Here is a 17,792-nt window from a genome sequence, read left to right as displayed (position 1 = left end):
CGTTTTTTTCTACATTTCTTTTCTATTTTTCATCTTTAACACATAAGCTCCTGCAATAATAAAACCAAGTCCTAGAACAAATAAAACCGTAAATTCATTGCCGACGCCACCTGTAGCTGGTAATCGCACTTCATTATGAGTACTAGGTTGTTGCATTGGCTTCACATCAGCAGAAGGTTTCACTTCTCCATTCGGTGTTGGCTTATTTGGCTTAGAAGGAAACGATGCCTTTTCTTCTTTCTTATTTTTCACAATATGTTTAATAATTTCTCCATCCTCTTTTATTTCAAATCCGAATGTCTCTTCATTTATTACATATCCATTTGGTGCTATTGTTTCTTTATACGTGTACTTTCCGTATGGTAGTTTGAATTTCGCTATACCTTGCTCATTTGTTTTTCCTTTTACTACTTCTTTCCCTTGTTCGTTGTAGATTGTAAATTCTGCGTTCGGCAGTTTCGTATTCCCATCCGCTATATCTACTTTCGTTATTTCTAACTCGCCTTCTACTTTCTTATCTTGAACGATATGTTTAATAATTTCTCCATCCTCTTTTATTTCAAATCCGAATGTCTCTTCATTTATTACATATCCATTTGGTGCTATTGTTTCTTTATACGTATACTTTCCGTATGGTAGTTTGAATTTCGCTACACCTTTTTCATCTGTTTTTCCTTTTACTACTTCTTTCCCTTGTTCGTTGTAGATTGTAAACTCTGCATTTGGTAATTTCGTATTCCCATCCGCTATATCTACTTTCGTTATTTCTAACTCGCCTTCTACTTTCTTATCTTGAACGATATGTTTAATAATTTCTCCATTCTCTTTTATTTCAAATGCGAACGTCTCTTCATTTATTACATATCCATTTGGTGCTATTGTTTCTTTATACGTATACTTTCCGTATGGTAGTTTGAATTTCGCTACACCTTTTTCATCCGTTTTTCCTTTTACTACTTCTTTCCCTTGTTCGTTGTAGATTGTAAACTCTGCATTTGGTAATTTCGTATTCCCATCCGCTATATCTACTTTCGTTATTTCTAACTCACCTTCTACTTTCTTATCTTGAACAATATGTTTAATAATTTGTCCATTCTCTTTTATTTCAAATCCGAACGTCTCTTCATTTATTACATATCCATTTGGTGCTATTGTTTCTTTATACGTGTACTTTCCGTATGGTAATTTGAATTTCGCTACACCTTTTTCATCCGTTTTCCCTTTTACTACTTCTTTCCCTTGTTCGTTGTAGATTGTAAACTCTGCATTTGGCAATTTCGTATTTCCATCCGCTACATCTACTTTCGTTATTTCTAATTCACCTTTTACATTTTCATTTTTAAGCTCTAATACAGCTGTTTCACCAGTTTTCACTTCAATTTTTTTAACGCTTCCGTCTAACACATATCCAGCTGGCGCTTGAATTTCTTTGACGCTATATATACCGATTGGAAGATTACCTAACTCCGCAATCCCCTTATCATTAGTCGTAACATTTTGTTTAAAGTTTTCATTAGAAACTTCAAACACCGCTCCTTTTAATACTTCCTTTTTTTCTCCTAATTTCATAATCTTTAAAGAACCTACTGATTCCCAATTTACAACTAAATCTGTACTGATTTTCTCACTATTTCTTTTTAACAATACCGTTGTATTTTGAACTTTTTCCGATCCTTTAAAAGCTATTGCTTGTAAATTAGTTAAAGTAGACTTCACTTTCATTTTAAAGTTACCACTACTCGTATTTTTTGGTATTAAGATTTTGAATTTTTCGTTAATTGATAACGTACTTTTCTCTTCACCATTTTCATTTACAATGCGAAGCCCTTTAGGAGCATTTTCAGGAAGAATTGTATAAGAGCCAGAAACCGCATTTGTTTGCACTGCATAAAATCCTGTTTCTAAATAATCACCTTTTTTTGTAGCAGTTTGTGAATCTACAGGATTAACTTTAAAGAATACATTTTGTGATCCAGTTTCTTTCTTTGAAGCCTCTACTAAACGCTTCATAAGATTATGTACACGTTCATTTTTTGCAACTAAATCTTCTTCCGTTAATTCATTTGCTGCAATCCATACTGCTAATTGTGTAGCATAATGCGCTTCTTCCGTTGTCGCTACACCTAATTCAGATGGGCTTTTTTGAGGATATCCATTTAATAAAATACGATATACAGCATCGGATGTTTTCCCCATCTCAGGCAAATCATCCCCATTGGGCGAACGTAAATCAGGCGTTAAACAATACGCAATACTACCCGAAGCCGTTTTAATTATTTCTGTCTTTATTTCACGCTGTTTCAAATTACTATAGCTCCAATCCATTTTATATGTTTCTCTGTTCATTACTTCTGCCTTTACTTGTGGCATCGCAATTCCTAATAAAATAATAAGAGCACTTAAAAAACTAAACCATTTTCCTACCATCTTTCGTTTCATTCTCTCCACCACCATATATAAATTTCTACATGAAGCAATCTTACTGTTTCATTGTACTTATAGTGAAAAAAAGAGAATAGGTGGTTTTTTTGTAGTATCTTGTCGAATTGTTGAGAAAGTTTCACAGTAATAAGCCATTTTAAAACGTTTTGTTGTCATGCTGCTATTGACAAATAAACATTACATGTTTCCAATTTTCAAACATAATAAAAAAGGCACTTTATAAGTGCCTTCATATCTTACGAGAAACAAATTTCAAATGAATACATATTACTTATCTTTTTCCTTTATCTCCATCAACAGCTCAATAATCTTCTCATTTTGCTCCACTTGTTTCTCTGAATTTTGATAGATGAAACGAACCCATCTTAATGCAAAAACAACTATCAATATCGGTAGTAGCGCAATTATCATGCCGAATACCGAGAAATTAGACATCATTTTCCATCACCTCGCTATATACACCTTTCTCCATTTACCCACCAAACCCTTCCATTTTTTACAAATAAAAAGAACCTATCAAACGATAGATTCTTCTTTTGCAAACTGAGTAGAACGTCCTCTCGTAATCGAGAAAATTGCACAAAGCAGCGCTAATATAATAAAGCCGCCTCCTACCCAAGCATTATATATAACAGATGATTTCTCAATAACAACTCCGCCTACTGTTGAACCGAGCGCAATTCCTAAGTGAAGAGCAGAGTTATTTAAACTTTGCTGAATACCAGCTGATTCCGGTGCAATTTCAATTAAATAATTTTGTTGTGCTGGCGAAATAGCCCAGCTCAGCATACTCCAAAGTCCCATCATAATAATGAACAGCGGGAATGAGAATGTCATCATCGGCAATAGGAAGATCGCACACGCAAATACGATAATAATTGAAATAATACTTTTCTTCGATCCCCATTTATCAGCAAGCCAACCTCCGAAGCCGCCCCCAATTACTGCTGCGATTCCGAAGATGAAGTAAAATACACTAATCCAATTCGCTTCCACATGCATAACATCTTTTAAAAATGGTGTTAAATATGCATATAGTGTTAAATGACCCGTTAAAAATAAGAATGACGTTAACTGTGCACTGACGATTTTTTTATCTTTTAACGTAGCAATCTGCTCTCTTATTGATAATACCGATGTCGGTGGTACTTTCGTTAAGAATAATGAAATACAAGCGATTGCTATAACTGTTAAGATCGAAATGAGTACAAATGGTGCACGCCATCCGTATGCATTTCCGAGTACAAGGCCAAGCGGTACTCCAAGTACAAGTGACCCACTAATCCCCATGAAAATGATTCCAATTGCACGCGCACGAAAATGCGGTTCTACAACGCTAGAAGCAAGTGTTACTGACAGTGCAATAATAAGCGAACCACTCGCCGCACAAATCACCCTTGAGAACATTAACATCCCGTAATTCACACTAAATGCTGAAATAATATTTCCGATTAAGAAAATTGATAATGCCCCAACATACAATGTTTTTCTTTCAAATTTCCCTGTTAAAGCTAGTAAAACAGGACCTGATAAAGCAAATACTACTGAAAATATTGTGATAAGCTGACCAGCTGCACTAATAGATACACCTAAATCGTTGGCAACTAAATCGAGCGTTCCTCCTATAATTAGCTCAACCGTTCCGACTACGAAAGCCGCGATAGCTAAAATATACACACGAAAATTCAAGTCTTTCCCCACGCTTTCTTTTTTGGTTACTACGATTATAGTAACCAAAAAAGAAAGCGGAAGCAAGTACAATTTTTTATCATAAGAAACTCCCCTCTTATGATATATCTCCAACATTTAAATAAAGATCCTTATCTGAAAAATTATCACTACTTCTATCCAATTTGTAATCAAACTAAGAAATATTAATAAAAAACAACATTTATTATTAAATTTATATATATAAATTTAATTTATAATAAACTTGATTAAATTTCCTATTATTTACAAACGAATTGTACCAAATAAGATTTTTCTTTACTAGACTTGTATTAAAATTACAGAAAAATTATTATTTTCTTGTAGAGTAAATACTATACTTTACAAACACACAATAGTTTGGAATATCAAAAAACTTAGGGGGAAAAGAAATGAAAAAATTAACTGCACTAACTTTGACAGCAAGTATTTTAGCTTCAGCTGGGCTTGTGCCTACATCATCTTTCGCAGCAAGTAACGAACTTCCGTATTTAAATGAGATTAAGAAATTGCAGCCAGACGTAAGTACAGAAGAGTTAATTTCAGATATTATTGAAGTTGCAAAAAATACGGGCAATACAAAAGAAGCTTTAGCAGAACAAATTTATAAAGAATTAAAAGCAAATCATGAACAAGGAGAACGAGAAGCTACTCAACGAAATAATAAAGATACTACTAATGTTCAATATGGTGCTAGCGGCGGAAATGTAAAAGTAGGAAATTCTAATATGGGCGACTTTTATTATACTGGATCTACAACTGCTTATATGAATCACGGACATGTCGGTATGTACTATAGTAAAGACTTGATTGTTGAATCTGTACCAGACAAAGGTGTGCGCACAATTGCTACTAATAAACGCTTAGTTGATAAAGGTGATGCAGTTGTCAAATCTGTAAATACTTCTTGGCAAAATAAAAATGACGCAGCTTGGTGGGCGAAAGATCGTGTAGGAAAGGATGACTATTCTTATAATTTCGCAAACAATAGAAATACTAGCCATTATGGCGCGAAGAATTGTTCTAAATTGATATGGTCTGCTTATAAATTACATGGTGGTTTAGATTTAGATAAAGATGGTGGAGCAGGTGTATATCCTCGAGATGTTAGAGATGCGCAAAAAACATCGTTAATTCGTAATATATAATTTTAAAACTGAAAGTGAAACAATTTATTTGTTTCACTTTTTGGTTATTTGAGGAGCAGAAGTGAAAATGAAAAATCACCGGAAAATAATTCTATTTTTTACGATTATTATAACGATTGCAGTATTAGCTTACTATTTATGTATAAAAGATAAGAATGCAAACTTAATATCAGATAAAGAAATACAAAATAAAAATTTTTTAGATGATAAAAAGGCTGTGCTTTACTTCTCATCCACTGCCGATCAAGATTTAGATGGTAAAGGCATTAGTTATGCCATATTTATAAATAAACAAGGCGTTGCTAGCGGATATAAAATGGGTGGTCTAGAGCTCGGCGGTATTGGTGTATCCGACGATAAAAAACAAGTTCTATTAGAGAGTAAAAATACTATAACATTTCTAGGAGAAAATCCTACTACTCATAAAATAAAATACCAACATACCGGTGATTTTAATGGATATTTAGCAAACCAAAAGATATTTGTTACTATTTACAATTCAGGAATGGACAAAGAGAACGGGAACTATAATTCAAATGTTTTATTCGGAAATGAAAAAGTTATTCATAAAAGCAATATCCCTCATTTCATTATTAGCTCTGGATTAGATGGGGAAAATATTTTAGTAGCCACTCAAGAATTAGTTACTAATAAATACGAATTAAAAAAATTAACGTTTAATGATGCAACAATGAATATAGAGAATATTACAGCGCTTAATATAAATGGAAAAGAGGACCATGCTAATCTTTCACCTATTTTAGTAGATTCAGAGAATTACTACATGGTTATGAGTACAATTGATAAGGATGATCCGCTAAAAGGGGAAACATTCTTGTTACGTACTAATAAAGCCACTTTAGAACAAAATACAATATTTATGTATAAAGAAGAAAACTCAACTGCAACCAGCCCATTTTCATTAGATAATTCCGCATATATATATAACAACGAATTATATTTTTTAAACGGTCTTGGTGATATATATACATATAACCCTAAAAATAATACGATGAGCCATAAATTCACCATAGATTACCATGTTAAAGATGGCGTTAGATATAATGAACAAACTTATTTCGAAAACGACTCATTATATGTTCTACGTTATGATGCAAAGCGCAATAATAAATACTATATAGAAAGATACAACTTAACAAACGGAAGAAAAGTATCCGAACAAGAAATACAAGGTATAGAATCTATACTCGCCACCGTGAAAGGCGGAAAGAAAGTTTATGCTTATGACTTTAAAATGTTACTACCCAAAACAGGTAATTAACTATACTTAATTACCTGTTTCTAGGTTATAAAATAGGGTAATGTAATTCCCCATAATTCTAATTTTATACTTTCAAATTTTTTCACATAAAAAACAGGCGTATGATACGCCTGTTTTCTAATTATTAAACAGCAGTTTTATTCTTCTTATTTAAATACCAATATACCGGCAGTCCCGTAAAGACAATTCCAATTGATAAGAAACAACTTAGTGGATCGTTAATAATCGCACTACCGATTACAAAGAGTGAGCCCAAAATCGCAACGATTGGGACGATTGGGAATAACGGTACACTGTATGCACGCTCTTTATTTTTATTACGTTTTCTTAAAATGAAGACACCGATAAACGTCATTACATAGAAAATATAAATAATGAATACGGAAATCTCAGATAGCTTATTCGGATCGCTAATAATCATTAAAATAATTCCTAAAATGATTTCAACAGTAATCGCATTTGCTGGTGTTTTAAATCTTGGACTTTCCTTCGCAATAAACTTAGCAAATGGAAGTTGTCCACGTTCTGCCATCGACATCGGGATACGTGGGAACGTTAAAATCTTTCCATTTAAACAACCGAAAATAGAAACGATAATACCGATACTAATAATTTTCCCACCATATTCTCCAAGTAGCATTCCTGCAGCTGTCGCTGTTGCATTTTCTCCAAGTTCTACAATTTGCGTTGCTGGTAATACATTCAATAACGCCAAATTAATTAATACGTAAGCAGCTGTTACAATTAAAATCCCAACTGTCATTGCTTTCGGTAATAGCTTTGTTGGATTCTTCATTTCTCCACCAATCGAAGCAAGTAAAATCCAACCGTCATAAGCAAATAACGTTGCTAAAATTGCCATCCCGATACTTTGATTTTCTGATATCGGCACAACTACGTTAAAGATATCGCTATTCCCTTTCCAAAAACCTAACACAACAATTAATACGATTGGAATCATCTTCCCGATTGTCGTGATCGTTTGAACGATACCTCCGTATTTTGTTCCCATACTATTTACAACGCCAAGGAACACAACTGTTCCAATTGCGATTGGTAAATTCCATACTTTATCTAAATAGAAAAAATTAATCATTAAAGAACTAAAGTATAGCCCTAATGTTCCAATAATAGCTGGCCCATAAACAATTGTTTGCATCCAGCCTGATAAATATCCCCAAAAACTTCCATAAATCTCCTCTAAATACGTATACAACCCACCATTTTTCGGGATTTGCGCTCCTATTTCAGCTACTGTTAAACCGCTTGCTAACGTCAACAGACCACCAATTATCCAAGCAAGAATCGCCATATTAGAACTCCCCGAGTAATCTAATACGCTCCCTGGTTTCATAAACACACCAGACCCAATAATCGTTCCTACTACGATAGAAAGTGCTACCGTTAAACCAATTTTGTTCTTCTCATCATGATGCATGCTTCGTATCCTCCTTCCAATTCTAGTGTGATGCAAAAATGAAATAAAAAAACACTCCTCCCTAAAAAAGGGACGAGTGTTATATTCGTGGTTCCACCCTTGTTTCAATTCGCAAAGTAACACACTTCACCAATTTCTCAAGTCTAAAATAACGGTTTTTGCCGGCAAGCAATTACTAAATGTTCGTTCACTGCTGCAGTTCAGAGGTGGTAATCTATTTTTTCGTATTAGGAAGCTCACAGCCAAAGGCTTCCCTCTCTGAGAATCGTAAAAAATTGATCGTGTCCTCATCATCACTTCTTGATGTCGAATTTTGTAGTTATTGTTCATTATATTGAATTGTTAGAAAAAATCAATATATTTTTTATATAACATACGAAATTTTTCTCTTCTTATATTATAACAGAAGTTACGCCACTTCTCTAATTACCTAAAAATGGTATAATCCATACAGGAGGTGTATCAATAATGATTGCTGTTTTTTGTATCATCGCTACATTTCTTTCTGTTCTATTCGCTATCATGCATCGGCACAAATATCCTGGTTATAGCATTTTAGCGGTAGCTATTATACCGGCTGTTTCCTTCTATGTATTAGGTAAATATCAATATACAGAAGTATTTATCGGTTTTGCAATCTTCTACTGCGTCTTTGGATACATACTAACTATGAAAAAAATTTTATTAAATCATTAAAAGGGACCGATTTCTGCTGACAGAAATCGGTCCTCGCACGTACCTTCCGGTTGCCCACACGAAAGATACATAATTCGATTATTTATTTTCTTTGTTCATAAAAAACTTATGGTGCGGTAAATCAACATTCAATGCCTCTAATTGTTTCTTTTCATTGTCTAAAATCTCTTTTGCCTTTGTTTTTGTTGCCTCATCTAATCCCGCAAAGATATCTTCATGCTTCTCTTTCTCTGGGAGTTTCACGCCTAACTTCGTTAATTCTTCTTTTGCTTGCTCATGCGTTAATTTGCCGGACTTTTCTTGTTCAAAAATTGACTTCACTTTTTCTTTCGCCTGTTCATCTAAGTTAGCAAGCATGTCTTTACGCTTACCCTTCTCCGGCATTTTCACGCCTAATTTCGTTAATTCTTCTTGCGCTTGTTCACGTGTTAATTTACCGGATTTCTCTTGCTCTAAAATGGATTTCGCTTTTTCTTTTGTTGCTTCGTCTAATCCCGCAAACATTTCTTTGTGTTTACCCTTTTCCGGCAACTTCACGCCTAATTTTGTTAACTCCTCTTGTGCTTGTTCACGTGTTAATTTACCAGACTTTTCTTGCTCTAAAATTGATTTCGCTTTTTCTTTCGTTTGATCATCTAATCCCGCAAACATTTCTTTACGTTTTTCTTTCTCTGGAAGCTTTACACCTAACTCCTCCAACTGTTTCTTTGTATCGTCCATAATTGTTTTTACTTTTTGTTTTGTAGCATCATCTAAATCTTTTTTCGCCGTTTTTGCAGACTGATCCACTGCTGGAGTATTCGTTGCCGCGAATGCCGGAATACCGACTCCTCCAATGATTCCGAATGATAAAGCACCTGCAATCGCTAAATACCCAACTGTTTTCTTCTTCATAGGAAATTTCCTCCTTCATATTTCTAATGCATGTACACTTTCGTATACAACGCCTATAGTAATGTTGGTTTCTTAACATTTCCTTAACGACTTAACAAAAAAAACACCGCTCATCCCGAGCGGTGTTTTTCTAAGCTTTTTGTAATTGTAATTCTTCACGTTCCATTATTTTTCTTAATACGATTGTTTGTGTCATTGTAAATAAGTTACCTGTTATCCAGTACAACACAAGACCTGATGGTGCCGCAAATCCCATAAATAAAATCATTGCCGGCATCATAATTTGCTGCATCTTTAGCATTTGTACTTGTTCTCCAGGTGTAATATTCGATTGGAAAACCTTCATTTGAATAAATGTCGTTAATGCTGCAATAATCGGTAATATATGATAAGGATCTGCATGTCCTAAGTTCACCCATAAAAACGAAGATGTACGAATCTCTTCTGTTCGGCTAATCGCATAATACAAAGCAGAGAAAATCGGCATTTGTATAAAGATTGGCCAACAACCAGCAAGTGGATTCCAACCGCCTGATTTCATTAGTTCTGACATTTCTTTTTGATACTGTTTTTGTTTTTCTAGATCTTTGCTTACATCACCGTATTTCTGCTTTAACTTCTGCAATTCAGGTTGCATTTTCTTCATTTTCGCTTGGCTACGATATTGCGAAACAGCTAATGGAATCATTGCTGAACGAATAACGAGCGTCATAATAATGATAGCAATCCCAAAGCTAGCTCCCGGTATATGATGAGCAACAAATTGAATCATAAACGAGATTGGATATACAAAATAATGATCCCAAATTCCCGTACTATGTGCATCAATTGGTGCTGCATTACTGCAACCAGATAAAACAAAAACAAGTAATAATGATAAACTAACGAGCACAGCTCGGTATGATTTTAACATGTTCATTCCTCCAATGTTTCGTAATTATTTAGCGAAACATTGGTGTATACGGACCGACCTCGTCATTCTCTTCACTTGATTCTTGTCTGCGTACAGAACGAATCATTCCATATTTATAAAAAATAGAAAATAGCGGTACATTCCCCGCACTATCTTCACATGTATCAACTAACGCAAATGCTCTTTGTCTACCGCTCGATGCTTGCTGACGCACAAAGCGAGAAACGTTAGCAAGGAAGAAAACTTCTAATAAACAAAGTGCTGTCGTTACAAACGATATATATAGAATTGCATCCTGCAATAAAAATTCCATCGCTTCACATCCTTAATAAGGTCATTTTAGCACATTCGGCAAACATTCTCTATTTCCTTTTATCGTCAAAAAAAGTATTTTGCATATTTTCTCAAGAAAATAATAATTGAGAAACATTGTATTCGCTTTCTTTAGTATATTCACACACATCAATGAATAGGCTTGATTTATTAGAAATTTATAAAATTTTTGCATTATAATAAAACTATTGCCAGTTTTTGAAAAAACCTTTATTCTCTTCTTGTAATCAAAAATGAATATGGAGATGAAACATACTATGGGTCAACTAGGAGACGCCGATTACGTTCCCGACACCGCCTTTTTATCCTTCCCAGCAGCTAAAACATTTCACTTAGAATTTATCATACAGTTGGTTGTTATTTTCGTAGCTTCTATTTTGTATGCAATTTCTATGAATATGTTCTTTATCCCGCATAACATGATTAGCGGTGGATTCGCTGGAGTAGGGATGATTATCGGTTATTTAATGCACTACAATATCGGTGCACTTATCTTTTTACTAAACATTCCTCTTCTTATTTTAAGTCACTTTTACTTAGGCAAGAAGACAACCTTTTTAACAGCGTACTTTGTAGCTGTATCATCGTTAGCGATGAACATTATCCCTGTACACCAAGTTTCAGACGATATTTTACTATCTTCTGTATTCGGCGGTGTAATCTGCGGAGCAGCCTCAGGAATCATATTCCGATTTGCTTCTTCAACAGGTGGTTTTGATGTTGTTGGATTGATTGTAGCGAAATATCGAGATGTTTCAATTGGAGCAATCATATTTGTATTCAACTTAATCTTACTTGTTGTAGCAGGATTTATTTTCGGATGGGATATTACACTTTATACGTTAATTAGTCGATTTGTAGTCAGCAAAGTGATCGATGCTGTGCATACGAAACATATTAAATTAACGATAATGACAATTACAGAAAAAGGCGAGGAAATAAAAAGCGCCCTACTACATCACGGCATACGTGGCGTGACAATGGTAGATGCTGTCGGCGGCTATACAAACCATAAGAAAAAAATGATTTACACTGTCGTGACTCGCTATGAGTTAGGCGAAATGAAACGTATTATCCGTCAAGTGGATAACAAAGCATTTATGAACATTACTGAAACAGTTGAAATTGTCGGCCGTTTCAAACGCATATAAAAAAGGTCAATACATGAAAGGGCATCACATATTATATGTGATGCCCTTTGTTATTCCACTCACGCACCTTTTAGCATAATACAATCACTACGTTTATTACTACAAATCGGAGGATAGCATTCCATATACAATACTGTCTGTCCATTCATCTTTATTCCAGAAATCTTGTATGAAATGTGCTTCCTTTCTCATGCCTATTCGTTCACACAATTTTTGTGAAGCTGTATTTCGTGCATCAAGATTAGCTTGTATACGGTGTACATTACATTCATGAAATAATTTAAATACCAAACGACTTACTGCTTCTGTTGCCAAACCTCTCCCAGTTACTTCATTTGAAAAACTATAACCAATCTCAACAGTGTCTTTCATATTTGTGTACCATACGGATAAATCACCAACTACCTTAGTTTTGTATATAACCGCCAAACTTAATATTGAGTCTTTAGTAAGTGCATTGTTTGCTAGCTTCTTATTAAATCTTTCCTGCATGTCTTCATAAGTCCACTTATTATGTAATAGGAACTTACATGTATCCTCACTATTATAAATAGCAAATACATCCTGTAAATCAGTACTTTTAAAAGGCCTAATTATTAATCTTTCTGTTGTGAACTCCAAGTTAGCTCTCCTCCCTTACATTACATGCATGCCATAAAACATTTTTTATCATATTTAAGTCTACTTAGATCTCACCTTGATTACATATTTCATCAAAATAAATGAAACTCCTTCTTCTACTAAACCGCACCGTTAATGGTATTTCCTTGCGTTTTTTATTTTTTACACTTATTACAAAATCAGATAATTCTATTATTATGTCTCTAAATATGTTATAATGAAAACAGACTCACAAAAAAAGAGTATATAGACTTGGAAGTTTCTCATATTTTACAAACAAAAAGAAACGAGCAGTCAGGTATATTTCAGACACCATACACGTAACGGTTTAAATAACCGATCATCTTAGTTACTCTTCAATGATCTTTTTATAAAAAGATACGTACAATTAAAACTCACTTCAATATACTATACCTACCTTTTTGACTTCCAAATCATCTTATTACATAAGGAGATGAACATATGAATCAATATATACGATATACAATAGCTGTCCTGTTTGCTATTATCGGCGGAACAATCTGCTTCTGGACAAACACTCAGCTTGGAGAGAATATCATTTTTAATGGAATCGAAACACTTGTAAGCGCTTCAATTTTAGGTGGATACATTTTCTTCCTCTTTAATCCAGAAGAAAATGCGCAAAAAACAATGTTATTAACAATGATCGGAATTGTCGGCGGATGTATTTCCTACTCAATGACTAACTATACATTACCACTTCAATTAAGCTCAGCTTTCTTCCACGGTCTATGGACTTGGTTCATTGCCTTCTGTCTAGCAGATGTATTCAACCTATTACAAGACAACGAAGAAGAAAACGGTCGCCAAATTGAAAGTAACTCGTAAGCTGGAAGAGATTCTTCCAGCTTTTTTTATGTTGGTTTGCATACCCTGATTGGTATTTACCAGATTATATCAGCGATTTTTCAAATATATCGACGATTTCTCCACTTATATCAGCGATTTTTTCATTATATCGACGGTTCGACACAGGATATCGACTTACCGACAATTCTCGGCAATCTATTTATACTCTATACCCCGCCACTACAATAAAAAGAAGTTACCCTCACGGCAACTTCTTTTCCATATACCCCATCCAGTACCAACCAGATTATATCAGCGATTTTTCAAATATATCGACGATTTCTCCACTTTTATCGGCGATTTTTTCATTATATCGGCGGTTCGACATAGGATATCGACTTACCGACATTCTTCGACAATCAAGACGCTCAACATACCCTATCCCCCAAGCAATTTACTGCCGAACTCTACGATTAAAAAGATAATTAATAAGATCGCGAGTATTTTTAATGCTACATATGCCACTTTAAAAACAACATAAATGAGCAAGACGATTAAAATAATCGTTAAAATTCCCATCTAGAATTCCTCCAAGCTTTGCTCTTCTTATCTTATTTTACTCGCCCCACACTTTTTATGGAACGGCATAAGAAGACATAGAAAAAAGAGGTTACCTCACCCATCGTAAGATACCCTCTTCTTTAGCTGCTCAAACCATTCTCTCTCTAATTGTAAATATCCCATTCCACTCTTCTCAGCGCTCTTCAATTCTTTATCAGCTTTCCTCATATAAGTACGAGATGCTTCCATATCGCCCTCTAAATATTTAATAATTCCTTGTGTGCGATAATATCCGTTTAGGTCCATTTTTGTAATAGCCTTCCCATGTTCCCTCGCTTCTTCTAAAGAAAGACTATCCATCTCATAAAGGGCTTTATATAAAAGGTACCAACTATGAAAACTACTAACGAAAAACTTATTTTCTTTCGTTACAGGTAGTTGAACAATTTGTTTTATATACGGTACGGCTCTTTCCATTCCCTCTTGATCCGCACGAGCCAAAAAGACGAGCATAAGTCTACTCATTATCTCTCTTATCCCTTTATTCTCTTTTATTTTTTCCTCACTCAGTTCTACCAATCTTTCATCCCAATCTCTCGGTCTTTTATAACTAAATAACTCACTCGATATTTGAATCTCATATAAATGATTTCTAGCTCTTTCATCATCTTTAATTAAAATAAGAAATTGCATCCCATCACTCATAAGCGTTCCTTTTATCGGCACAATTGTAACCGCAAAGATTGCAAAATGGAAAAAGGAAAAATATAAAAGATATTGATAATAACTCACCATATATATATAACCTGAAGTAATACCAAATAGTAAACTCGTAATCGGTCCACCTAAAGTAAGCCATGCCCACTTTTTCGAAAGGTTCGGTGTCTCTATAGAAGGTGGTACTAGTGTTGCAACGCCTCCAAAGTACGCCCATAATTTATTTTCTCGAATGCGTACTTTCCCCTTCTCTTTTTGAACAGTAATGGGTCCTACTGTCATAAATTTAAAATTCAAACCACCTATTACACCGAATGCTACATGCCCTAGCTCATGAATGGCTAATACTAACAATGAAATTCCAACTATTGCCCATAGATTCAAAATTACTTCTAATTTCCCAGTTCGGATTACTCCGTATAAAATGGACAAAACTAACGCCGCCGTCATAGTACCAGCTGGCCTTCTTAAAATATCCACCTTTTTCTCCCCTTAATAAATCATTTTTCTATGCATTTCGTACATATATGTTCCAACATGTAAAACCCAAACGAACGAAATCATAATGACCATAAAATAATCTTTCCCATCTAAAAGTACATACGCAATTGCCACTAACCATGCACAGGCAAGTGTCATATTTGTATATTGATATGCCTTATATCCCGCCTCATGAACAATTTGTTTTTGTCCTTCATCTGCATTCTTTGCCCACATTTCCATTGACTGAGAATACGTAACACTCTGTTCTGGATATAAAGCGTTATACCTTTTCCTCATTACAGACCCTAACCAAGTTATAGCAATAAAGCACACTGTAGATACCACAATACTTACACTAACAAAGAGCAAGCTCCCTTCTTTTGTATACGTTCTATAAAACGCAATAACTGAGCAAACAAACCATGATGGAATAATAATTTCCATTACTCGAAAATAAATAAGCACTATCCCTAACCTTCGTCCCTTAACATTTTCTTCTTCATCTTTCGTTTGTGCGAGTACTCTTGTACGCTTCCAAATATAATATATAGCTATTACGCCAAATAAACTCATCATGCCAATGCTAATAACAGGGGATATTTTACTAGTTCCCTCTGTTGCACTATCCCCTACTACATACCCTATGAACCCGCCACATATCACTCCTGCTAACAGCTTCAGTATAGCCAACATTTTCCCCTTTACTTTACCCTTCACCATCATCTTCCCCCTCCACTAACGTAAATATTTCCTCCACCGGTACATTGAAAATTTGTGCGATTTTTAACGACAATACGATAGATGGTGCATAATCCCCGCGCTCAATTAAACTAATCGTTTGCCGCGATGATCCAATCGCTTTCCCCAAATCCCCTTGTGATAAACGATGCTTTGCTCGCAATTCCCTCACTCGATTTTGAAGCTTCATATCTTCCCTCTTTTTCATTTATTTAATTAAAATTGTAAATAATATCCTTATTTTTGTCAATTATAATTGTCATTTTGACGTTAATAATTGACAATATAATCTATAAATTTTTAAACAGGTAAACAAAAACTTATTAAAATAAAAAAGGCAGTGCATCTGCACTGCCTTCCTAAATTCTGACATAGAATGGATTCCATATTAACTTGCGTTTTGTAATAATGCTCGTTTTAACTGTTTACGGAAACGAACTCCTAACGTAATTGCTACAATCGCAATCACTCCAAAAATAATTTTACCGATATGACCTTCTAGCGCTCCAAAAATATCATGTAAATTGCCACCTAGCCAGTAACCACCGATTAAGAAGAATGATACCCAAAATAGAGCACCTGAGTAAATTGTAATTGCAAAACGGCGGAACGGTAAGTTAATAATTCCCGCAAAGTATCCTGTAAAGTGACGTACACCAGGAATAAAGAAACCGATAAAAATCAAGAAGTATCCATACTTATCAAACCACATTCTTGTTAAGTCGATTTTTCTTTGTGTTAAAAATACGTATTTCCCATACTTTTGAACAAAGGGCATTCCTAATTTATTTCCTAAAAAGTATTGGATCGTCATTCCTACACTTGTCCCAATGAAGGATAGGATAATTAAAATCGGTAAACTTAAATCACCCTTATGTGCTAAAAATCCCGCATATGCTAACGTTGGCTCTCCCGGAAACGGAAGTGCAATATATTCTAACAGCAAACCAACAAGTACAACATAGTACCCGTATTGCTGAAATAATTCATGAATCCATTCCATGTCATCTCTCCTTTCAATCACGTGCAACTTCTTACTAATATTGTATAAAAAAATTGTCGAAATAACTATCACAATAGCTTACATTTTTATTACATTTTTGTAAGGCTCTCACTAAACTTTTCCGTTCTTTATTTACTTTCATTTTCAGACAACTTAACAAGTATATAACGTGAGAAACCAAGGCCTTAATATGCATTTTTTATCCATTTTTTAACACTTAAAAATCGTTATATTTTGTTCTTAATAAAAAACCACTACAAACTCATACGAACTTCATATTAGCTTCATATACGTATTGTAAGATTATATCGGAATTTGTTTAAAAATTTAACTAATATATGACTAAACATTAATTTGAATAAATATTAATCGCTTTTCGAAATTGAAAAAAGGGTGAATACGAAATGGAAGCTTATAAGATGCACGATTTTATTAATACAAATGTTGAATCTCACCAAAATGAAACCGTTTTTAATTTACACATATGTGAAACAAATGAATTTGACGTAAGTTTAACAAAGTCTACAACACTGTCTTTTATCGTTTCAAAAAAGAACATTAAGATTGTTACGAAAAAATGGATTAATTCAAATCAAGAAAGCATGATTGGCAAAAGCTACATCATTCCAACGAAAGCTTTTCACTACTTCTTACCAATTATTTCTGAAACGGAAGATGAATTAAATATTCAAGTTCAAAGTTTTGGACTACATGGCGAACTTTTATTAAATGAAAGATTACTTATTGATAAAAACAACAAACACAATGCCAAAATTACTACTTTCTTTGAAACATTAGATGAAAATGTAAATAAAGTATTACGAGGATTGCAAATTCATTGTATGTAAGACTATT

At 34.2% G+C, this 17,792-nt stretch carries 19 protein-coding genes and 1 other annotated feature; of the genes, 6 read left to right on the top strand and 13 right to left on the bottom strand.

Translation table 11 applies throughout. The features are described 5' to 3' along the window. Positions 1-9: 9 nt before the first annotated feature. The 3 genes from PQF83_RS23825 to PQF83_RS23815 form a co-directional block, all read right to left on the bottom strand. Positions 10-2,439 carry a SpaA isopeptide-forming pilin-related protein gene (locus tag PQF83_RS23825; RefSeq protein WP_196240837.1) on the bottom strand — a complete coding sequence of 810 codons (2,430 nt, stop codon included), beginning with the start codon at positions 2,437-2,439 and terminating at the stop codon, positions 10-12. Between the two features lie 270 nt (positions 2,440-2,709). Beyond that, positions 2,710-2,877 (bottom strand): hypothetical protein, encoded by a 168-nt coding sequence (locus PQF83_RS23820; RefSeq protein WP_162200385.1) that lies wholly within the window; start codon positions 2,875-2,877, stop codon positions 2,710-2,712. A gap of 81 nt (positions 2,878-2,958) precedes the next feature. Further along, positions 2,959-4,143 (bottom strand): MFS transporter, encoded by a 1,185-nt coding sequence (locus PQF83_RS23815; protein ID WP_113732894.1) that lies wholly within the window; start codon positions 4,141-4,143, stop codon positions 2,959-2,961. A 398-nt stretch (positions 4,144-4,541) separates the two neighbouring features. Between PQF83_RS23815 and PQF83_RS23810 the strand changes: the two genes are divergently transcribed. Then, the gene (locus tag PQF83_RS23810; RefSeq protein WP_000736809.1) at positions 4,542-5,297 is read left to right on the top strand and encodes a YiiX/YebB-like N1pC/P60 family cysteine hydrolase; all 756 of its coding nucleotides are present in this window, start codon (positions 4,542-4,544) and stop codon (positions 5,295-5,297) included. 67 nt (positions 5,298-5,364) lie between these two features. Then, positions 5,365-6,579: a hypothetical protein gene (locus PQF83_RS23805; protein WP_000788578.1), complete on the top strand. Its 1,215-nt coding sequence runs from the start codon at positions 5,365-5,367 to the stop codon at positions 6,577-6,579. Positions 6,580-6,703: 124 nt separating this feature from the next. On the opposite strand, the gene PQF83_RS23800 is transcribed toward PQF83_RS23805, so the two are convergent. Continuing rightward, positions 6,704-8,017: an APC family permease gene (locus PQF83_RS23800; RefSeq protein WP_000546301.1), complete on the bottom strand. Its 1,314-nt coding sequence runs from the start codon at positions 8,015-8,017 to the stop codon at positions 6,704-6,706. A gap of 65 nt (positions 8,018-8,082) precedes the next feature. Beyond that, positions 8,083-8,320: a binding site (T-box leader), on the bottom strand. Between the two features lie 165 nt (positions 8,321-8,485). Between PQF83_RS23800 and PQF83_RS23795 the strand changes: the two genes are divergently transcribed. Next, on the top strand, positions 8,486-8,713 hold the full coding sequence (locus PQF83_RS23795; RefSeq protein ID WP_000562238.1) for a hypothetical protein: 228 nt from the start codon (positions 8,486-8,488) through the stop codon (positions 8,711-8,713). 78 nt (positions 8,714-8,791) lie between these two features. Here the strand turns inward: PQF83_RS23795 and PQF83_RS23790 are convergent, their stop codons facing one another. The 3 genes from PQF83_RS23790 to PQF83_RS23780 form a co-directional block, all read right to left on the bottom strand. Then, the gene (locus PQF83_RS23790) at positions 8,792-9,607 is read right to left on the bottom strand and encodes a hypothetical protein (protein ID WP_000730857.1); all 816 of its coding nucleotides are present in this window, start codon (positions 9,605-9,607) and stop codon (positions 8,792-8,794) included. 130 nt (positions 9,608-9,737) lie between these two features. Beyond that, on the bottom strand, positions 9,738-10,520 hold the full coding sequence (gene yidC / locus PQF83_RS23785) for a membrane protein insertase YidC (RefSeq protein ID WP_000920535.1): 783 nt from the start codon (positions 10,518-10,520) through the stop codon (positions 9,738-9,740). 28 nt (positions 10,521-10,548) lie between these two features. Continuing rightward, on the bottom strand, positions 10,549-10,833 hold the full coding sequence (locus tag PQF83_RS23780) for a hypothetical protein (protein WP_000394930.1): 285 nt from the start codon (positions 10,831-10,833) through the stop codon (positions 10,549-10,551). A gap of 277 nt (positions 10,834-11,110) precedes the next feature. Between PQF83_RS23780 and PQF83_RS23775 the strand changes: the two genes are divergently transcribed. Then, complete coding sequence (locus PQF83_RS23775; protein WP_000530037.1) at positions 11,111-12,004, top strand: YitT family protein; 894 nt, start codon at positions 11,111-11,113, stop codon at positions 12,002-12,004. 99 nt (positions 12,005-12,103) lie between these two features. On the opposite strand, the gene PQF83_RS23770 is transcribed toward PQF83_RS23775, so the two are convergent. Further along, complete coding sequence (locus PQF83_RS23770; RefSeq protein ID WP_000397311.1) at positions 12,104-12,625, bottom strand: GNAT family N-acetyltransferase; 522 nt, start codon at positions 12,623-12,625, stop codon at positions 12,104-12,106. A 462-nt stretch (positions 12,626-13,087) separates the two neighbouring features. Between PQF83_RS23770 and PQF83_RS23765 the strand changes: the two genes are divergently transcribed. Continuing rightward, on the top strand, positions 13,088-13,474 hold the full coding sequence (locus tag PQF83_RS23765; RefSeq protein WP_001077770.1) for a DUF3938 domain-containing protein: 387 nt from the start codon (positions 13,088-13,090) through the stop codon (positions 13,472-13,474). A 399-nt stretch (positions 13,475-13,873) separates the two neighbouring features. On the opposite strand, the gene PQF83_RS23760 is transcribed toward PQF83_RS23765, so the two are convergent. The 5 genes from PQF83_RS23760 to PQF83_RS23740 form a co-directional block, all read right to left on the bottom strand. Next, on the bottom strand, positions 13,874-14,014 hold the full coding sequence (locus PQF83_RS23760) for a DUF3985 family protein (protein WP_000512264.1): 141 nt from the start codon (positions 14,012-14,014) through the stop codon (positions 13,874-13,876). Between the two features lie 96 nt (positions 14,015-14,110). Next, a complete protein-coding gene (locus PQF83_RS23755) occupies positions 14,111-15,163 on the bottom strand; it encodes a hypothetical protein (protein ID WP_002163475.1) in 1,053 nt (350 codons plus the stop codon). A 42-nt stretch (positions 15,164-15,205) separates the two neighbouring features. Further along, positions 15,206-15,919 carry a DUF3169 family protein gene (locus PQF83_RS23750; protein ID WP_002163474.1) on the bottom strand — a complete coding sequence of 238 codons (714 nt, stop codon included), beginning with the start codon at positions 15,917-15,919 and terminating at the stop codon, positions 15,206-15,208. Further along, the gene (locus PQF83_RS23745) at positions 15,903-16,124 is read right to left on the bottom strand and encodes a helix-turn-helix transcriptional regulator (protein WP_000776167.1); all 222 of its coding nucleotides are present in this window, start codon (positions 16,122-16,124) and stop codon (positions 15,903-15,905) included. Before PQF83_RS23745 ends, PQF83_RS23750 begins: the two co-directional genes overlap by 17 nt. Before the next feature lie 198 nt (positions 16,125-16,322). After that, positions 16,323-16,937 (bottom strand): DedA family protein, encoded by a 615-nt coding sequence (locus tag PQF83_RS23740; protein WP_000454757.1) that lies wholly within the window; start codon positions 16,935-16,937, stop codon positions 16,323-16,325. Positions 16,938-17,341: 404 nt separating this feature from the next. Here PQF83_RS23740 and PQF83_RS23735 point away from each other — a divergent pair, with 404 nt between their 5' ends. Beyond that, on the top strand, positions 17,342-17,785 hold the full coding sequence (locus tag PQF83_RS23735; protein ID WP_000388752.1) for a DUF3978 domain-containing protein: 444 nt from the start codon (positions 17,342-17,344) through the stop codon (positions 17,783-17,785). Positions 17,786-17,792: the final 7 nt, after the last annotated feature.

Origin of the sequence: Bacillus sp. FF-1, assembly GCF_028548245.1 — a bacterium.
GTDB lineage: Bacteria > Bacillota > Bacilli > Bacillales > Bacillaceae_G > Bacillus_A > Bacillus_A paranthracis.
Note: the sequence above shows the minus strand (reverse complement) of the source record. Positions and strands in the feature narration are given on the sequence as shown.

What these genes read in the sequence shown, in the direction of transcription:
- PQF83_RS23825 (WP_196240837.1), bottom strand. Translation starts at nt 2,439, where the DNA reads ATGAAACGAAAGATGGTAGGAAAATGGTTTAGTTTTTTAAGTGCTCTT.
- PQF83_RS23820 (WP_162200385.1), bottom strand. Translation starts at nt 2,877, where the DNA reads ATGTCTAATTTCTCGGTATTCGGCATGATAATTGCGCTACTACCGATA.
- PQF83_RS23810 (WP_000736809.1), top strand. Translation starts at nt 4,542, where the DNA reads ATGAAAAAATTAACTGCACTAACTTTGACAGCAAGTATTTTAGCTTCA.
- PQF83_RS23805 (WP_000788578.1), top strand. Translation starts at nt 5,365, where the DNA reads ATGAAAAATCACCGGAAAATAATTCTATTTTTTACGATTATTATAACG.
- PQF83_RS23800 (WP_000546301.1), bottom strand. Translation starts at nt 8,017, where the DNA reads ATGCATCATGATGAGAAGAACAAAATTGGTTTAACGGTAGCACTTTCT.
- PQF83_RS23795 (WP_000562238.1), top strand. Translation starts at nt 8,486, where the DNA reads ATGATTGCTGTTTTTTGTATCATCGCTACATTTCTTTCTGTTCTATTC.
- PQF83_RS23790 (WP_000730857.1), bottom strand. Translation starts at nt 9,607, where the DNA reads ATGAAGAAGAAAACAGTTGGGTATTTAGCGATTGCAGGTGCTTTATCA.
- yidC (WP_000920535.1), bottom strand. Translation starts at nt 10,520, where the DNA reads ATGTTAAAATCATACCGAGCTGTGCTCGTTAGTTTATCATTATTACTT.
- PQF83_RS23780 (WP_000394930.1), bottom strand. Translation starts at nt 10,833, where the DNA reads ATGGAATTTTTATTGCAGGATGCAATTCTATATATATCGTTTGTAACG.
- PQF83_RS23775 (WP_000530037.1), top strand. Translation starts at nt 11,111, where the DNA reads ATGGGTCAACTAGGAGACGCCGATTACGTTCCCGACACCGCCTTTTTA.
- PQF83_RS23765 (WP_001077770.1), top strand. Translation starts at nt 13,088, where the DNA reads ATGAATCAATATATACGATATACAATAGCTGTCCTGTTTGCTATTATC.
- PQF83_RS23760 (WP_000512264.1), bottom strand. Translation starts at nt 14,014, where the DNA reads ATGGGAATTTTAACGATTATTTTAATCGTCTTGCTCATTTATGTTGTT.
- PQF83_RS23755 (WP_002163475.1), bottom strand. Translation starts at nt 15,163, where the DNA reads ATGACGGCGGCGTTAGTTTTGTCCATTTTATACGGAGTAATCCGAACT.
- PQF83_RS23750 (WP_002163474.1), bottom strand. Translation starts at nt 15,919, where the DNA reads ATGATGGTGAAGGGTAAAGTAAAGGGGAAAATGTTGGCTATACTGAAG.
- PQF83_RS23745 (WP_000776167.1), bottom strand. Translation starts at nt 16,124, where the DNA reads ATGAAGCTTCAAAATCGAGTGAGGGAATTGCGAGCAAAGCATCGTTTA.
- PQF83_RS23740 (WP_000454757.1), bottom strand. Translation starts at nt 16,937, where the DNA reads ATGGAATGGATTCATGAATTATTTCAGCAATACGGGTACTATGTTGTA.
- PQF83_RS23735 (WP_000388752.1), top strand. Translation starts at nt 17,342, where the DNA reads ATGGAAGCTTATAAGATGCACGATTTTATTAATACAAATGTTGAATCT.